The organism is uncultured Nitrospira sp. (assembly GCA_902500695.1).
In the GTDB taxonomy this organism is placed as follows: domain Bacteria; phylum Nitrospirota; class Nitrospiria; order Nitrospirales; family UBA8639; genus Nitrospira_E.
On record CABVRQ010000004.1, the window covers coordinates 94,699 to 100,374 of the forward strand.

General features: G+C 57.8%; 2 protein-coding genes. Both read right to left on the minus strand.

All coding sequences use genetic code 11. The annotated features are described in order from the left end of the window. Nucleotides 1–3,134: PASTA domain-containing protein (locus tag AAH187_RS01920; RefSeq protein WP_342346735.1), on the minus strand; the 3,134-nt coding region annotated here is incomplete at its 3' end. Nucleotides 3,135–3,366: 232 nt separating this feature from the next. Next, nucleotides 3,367–5,676: PASTA domain-containing protein (locus tag AAH187_RS01925; protein ID WP_342346736.1), on the minus strand; the 2,310-nt coding region annotated here is incomplete at its 5' end.

The following is a 5,676-nucleotide window of genomic DNA, read 5'->3' on the forward strand; positions in this document are numbered from 1 at the left end:
ACATCGCCCACGCCGGCAATCTCAAAAGCTGTTGAAGCACTACCGGGAAAGCCCAAGGACGTCACCGACACCCCGTTCATCAACCACACGGCCACCGTGCCGGTGGCATTCCGCCAGATGACATCCGCCTTGCCATCGCCGTTCACATCCCCCACGCCCGAGATCTGCCAAGCCAGCGGCACCCCGCCTGGAAAGCCGGAGGAGGCAATTATAGGTCCGTTCATCAACCAGATCGCCGTACTGCCATCAGACGTATTCCGCCAAACCAGGTCGGTCGTACCGGACGCATCCAGATCTCCCAAGACTGAACGACCCGGACTCATGGGTGGCACCAAGGTCAAGGCCGTCGTCACAAAAAAGTCCGGGCCCGTGAGCGCTATCTCGGTTCTGGCTTTATTGTTTAGATTGATCGTTTCAAACAGTATGTTCTTTGTAAATCCTGAGGTCACCTTATGCTGCCCGGAAAGATGAAATAGCAGGTCCGATGAAGTCCCTACCCCAATCGTTTCACTTTCTCGAAAATTCGGTTGCCCCGCCACCGCGCCCGCCGAGACATCCAGGAATTCCGTCGTGGCCCCCGTCGTCTTATTCACCGTATAAATTCTGGCCGGCGCCACGGCCCCACCGGATACCTGTCGGTTATCCGTGATCGCATAGAGCGTCCCGGCCGAATCAAAGGCCAGGTCCATAAAGTTTCCAAACATTTTAGCCTTTTGGGTCGCCAGACCCGTCAGGGGATTAATGGTCACCAACCTGCGGGCACTGTTCACTTCGGACGTCACCACGAGCAACCCCCACAGCTGATTGGTCCCAGGCTCCGTGGCAAGCCCTCGGCCCCCTTCTAAGGATTCACCCGTCGACAACGACAGGGAGATCGTGCCCAGCGTGGCACCGGTATCGGGATTGAGCCGATATATTTTCGGCGGGGTTCCAGGCTGTTGCGCAAGCGTCAGCTCTTCGACGGAATACAACATAGATCCGACAAAGGCCAAGCCATGCGTACGGTGCGTCAGATCAGTAATTTTGGTTACGATCCCATCGGTGCGAAGGCGGTAGAGACTATTTACAAGCGGTCCGGTACGGGGATCATTTTGCACCCCCATGAGAAAATTCGGCGGTCCGGAGGAAACCTCAAGAGCCACCACACTGCCCGGCGCTACATTCGTCCCCGCAGTGGGATTTTGACTGATCACATTTCCGAGGAGTACCGTGTCGCTAAAAACTGGGGTCACGGTCCCCACTATCAGACCCGCAGTGGTCAAAGCCGTTTGAGCGATGCCCTGCGTTAAGCCCACAACATTTGGCACCTGAGCCCCTAACGATACCACCAGGTTCACCGCACTGCCCGTCGTCACATTAACGCCGGCTATCGGATTTTGACTGATGACGGCACCAATGGCCACCGTAGCACTCGTGGCGGTCGTCACCGTCCCCACCGTCAAGCCTGCCGTGGTAATCGCGGTCTGGGCCGCTGCCTGCGCCAACCCCACGACATTCGGCACGGCGGCTCCAAGGGAGACGACCAGGTTCACCACACTACCCGCCGTCACACTGGTTCCTGATGCGGGAGTTTGACTGATGACGTTCCCAATGGGCACCGTAACACTCGTGGCAGTCGTCACGGTGCCCACCGTTAAACCGGCCGAGGTTATCGCCGTTTGCGCCGCCGCCTGCGTTAAGCCGACCACATTCGGCACCACGGGCCCCAGGGAGACCACCAAAGCCACAGTACTCCCTGGCTCCACATTGTTCCCGCCCCCTGGATTCTGACTGATGACATCTCCCGCAGGCACCGTCGCACTTCCTGCCTGCGTCACGGTGCCCACGATCAAACCGACATTAGTGATTGCCGTCTGGGCCGCCGCCTGCGCCAACCCCACGACATTCGGGACTGCGGTGCCCAGGGAAGTCACCAGATTTACCGCAGTGCCGGGCGCCACATTCGTCCCTGCGACAGGAGTTTGACTGATGACGTTCCCAATGGCCACCGTCTGACTATTGGTCGAGGTCACCGATCCCACCGTCAGACCGGCCGAGGTTATCGCCGTTTGTGCCGCCGCCTGCATTAAGCCGACCACATTCGGCACCGCAGGACCCAGGGAGACCACCAAAGCCACAGTACTCCCTGGCTCCACATTGTTCCCGCCCCCTGGATTCTGACTGATGACATCTCCCGCAGGCACTGTGGCACTTCCTGCCTGCGTCACGGTGCCAACCGTCAAACCGACATTAGTGATTGCCGTCTGGGCCGCCGCCTGCGCCAACCCCACCACATTCGGCACGGCGGTGCCTAGCGACACCACGAAGGCCACGGGACTGCCAGGCTCCACATTGCCGCCCCCCGACACCGGATTCTGACTGATGACGTTCCCAATAGGTACAGTGGCACTATTAGCTGACGTCACCGTCCCCACTGTGAGACCCGCATTCGTAATGGCCGATTGAGCCGCTAACTGCGCTAAGCCCACCACATTTGGCACTGCCGCCCCAACTGAAACTAGCAAGGCAACAGCACTACCCGCTTCCACGTTGGTTCCTGCGAGGGGATTTTGACTGATGACGTTCCCAATGGGCACCGTGGCACTATTAGCTGACGTCACTGTCCCCACCGAGAGGCCGACACCGGTGATCGCCGTTTGCGCCGTGCCTTGGGGCATCCCCACGACATTCGGCACCTCGATACCCAGCGACACCACAAAGGCCACCGCATCACCCTGAAACACATTTGTCCCCGCCGCCGGATTCTGACTGATGACGTTCCCAATAGGCACCGTGGCATTATTGGCTGCCGTCACAGGACCCACCGAGAGACCCGCATCTGTAATAGCGCTTTGGGCCGCGGCCTGTGCCAACCCCACCACACTCGGCACCCCCACTCCGGAAATCACGAGGTCCACCTGACTACCCGATACCACATTGATCCCGGCCGCTGGATCGTGACTAATGACGTTGCCAATGGGCACCCCACCACTAATGGCCGCCGTCACAACTCCCACGGTGAGACCAAGGCTCGTAATATCTGACTCTGCCGTAGCCTGTGGGATCCCGATAAAATTAGGAACTTCTACGGCTCTTGCTGTCGCTGGGAAAATAAAGGTGAGGAAAACAAGGCTTACGAAAACTACCAACCGCAAAAAGATCAACTTGTGACACCTTTGCAACCTCTGGTTGGTTGGATTCAACTCTGTCTGGTGCTGAACCTTCATCACATTAATGGGGAGTCCGGTCGTGTAATAAACTAAGTGGCCGAAAGATACCTGATCATGAGCAAGAGAGAAATAGAATGTGGTCTAAAATGCAACATGTGAAAATTTACAGGTTCTATCTCTATGGGGCTGGAAAACCGTTCAGCTCGGGATATCCACACTACTGAATTTCCCAATCGGAGGGAGCGGAACCCGGGAAACCCACGGTCGAAATTGCTAACCCGTTCATCAGCCAGACGGCCACTAAGGCACTCTTGTCATTGCGCCAGATGACATCGGCATTGCCATCCCCGTTCACATCGCCGACCTGAGAAATTTGCCAGGCTACGGGCACTCCGCCTGGAAAGCCTGCCGTGGTGATGGCGGCCCCGTTCATCAACCAGATCGCGGTACTGCCATCACTCTGATTGCGCCAGACCAGATCCGCCTTGCCATCGCCGTTCATATCGCCAACCCCTGCAATTTCAAAAGCGGTTGGGGCAACTCCAACAAAGCCTACTGCCGTGGCTGACAACCCGTTCATCAACCATATAGCCACTCCCCCAGTGATTCCATTGCGCCAAATGACATCGGCATTCCCATCTCCATTCACATCGCCCACACCCCCGATTTGCCAGGCCAAAGGCACTCCGCCCGGAAAACCGGATGCAGCAATAGCGGTCCCGTTCATCAACCAGATCGCGGTGCTGCCATCAGTGATATTCCGCCAGACCAGGTCGGCTTTGCCATCACCATTGACATCGCCCACGCCGGCAATCTCAAAAGCCTTCGACGAGCTTCCGGGAAACCCCACGGTCGTCACGGACACCCCGTTCATCTGCCATATCGCTACCGTGCCACTCATACCATTTCGCCAGATGACATCCGCCTTGCCATCGCCATTCACATCCCCCACTCCCGCGATCTTCCAGACCTTTGGCACCCCGCCTGGAAAGCCGGAGGCAGCGATCGTCGTTCCGTTCATCAACCAGATCGCGGTGCTCCCATCATTCTGGTTGCGCCAGATCAGATCGGCCGTTCCCGACGCATCAAGATCTCCCAAGGCCGGAGGACTTGTCGGTGGCACCAGGGTCAAGGCTGTCGTCACAAAAAAATCAGGGCCTGTGAGCACCATCGCTGTTCTCGCTTTCGTCGTCCGATGAATCGTTTCAAACAGGATATTCTTGGAAAACCCTGAGGTTACTTTATGCTGACCGGAGAGATGATACAATAGGTCAGATGAAGGCCCCATCCCAATCGTTTCGCTTTCCCTAAAATTTGGTTGTCCCGCCACGGCGCCGGCCGAGACATCCAGAAATTCCGTCGCCGCCCCTGTCGACTTATTCACCGTATACATCCGCGCCGGAAACACCTTCGACCCCCCTGGCGCAGGTCGGTTGTCGGTGATTGCATAAAGCGTCCCGGCTGCATCGAAAGCCAAGTCCATAAAGTTTCCAAACAGTTTCGCCTTTTGGGTAGCCACCCCCGTCGTCGTGTTAATTGTGACTAACCGGCGGGTGCTGTTCACTTCGGACGTTACCACGAGCAACCCCCACAACAGATTAGTCCCAGGCTCCGTGGCCAACCCTCGCCCACCCTCTACCGATTCGCCCGTCGATAACGACAGGGGGATCTTGGCTAAAGAGGCCCCGCTCTCCGGATTCAGCCGATACAAATTCGGCGAAGTCCCGGGCCGCGGAGAAAGAGACAGTTCCTCGACGGAATACAACGTGGTCCCGACATAGGCCAAGCCATGGGTGCGGTGCGTCAAATTTCCGATTCTGGTCACCACCCCATCTGTGCGAAGGCGGTAGAGACTATTCACGAGCGGACCGGTCTTGGGATCATTTTGGACCCCCATAAGAAAAACCGGCGGCCCTGACGAAATAACCAGAGCTACCCCGCTGGCCGGAGCCACATTGGTCCCTGCTCCTGGATTTTGCCCAATGACCTCCCCAAGCGGCACCGTGGCACTAATGGCTGTCGTTACCGTCCCCACTGTCAGGCCCGACGTGGTCAAAGCCTTTTGAGCATTGATCTGCGTCAGACCAACAACATTGGGCACCTGAGCCCCTAACGATACCACCAGCTCCACGGCACTGCCCGGTGCCACATTGTCTCCCGCTGTCGGAGTTTGACTGATGACCGCACCAATCTCCACGGTTGCACTATTAGCTGTCGTCACCGTCCCAACCGTCAAACGCGCACCGGTAATTGCACTTTGCGCCGCGGCCTGCTGCAAGCCAACCACATTCGGCACTGCGGCTCCAAGGGAAACGACCAGGTTCACCGCACTACCCGCCGCCACCTTGGTTCCTGGCGCAGGAGCTTGACTAATTACTCTCCCAATGGGAACGCTCTGACTATTGGTCGAGTTCACCGTCCCAACCGTCAATCCTGCGCGGGTAATCGCAGTTTTCGCTGCGGCCTCCGTTATCCCCACGACATTCGGAACCGCCGGCCCCGTGGACACCACCAGCGCCACCGCACT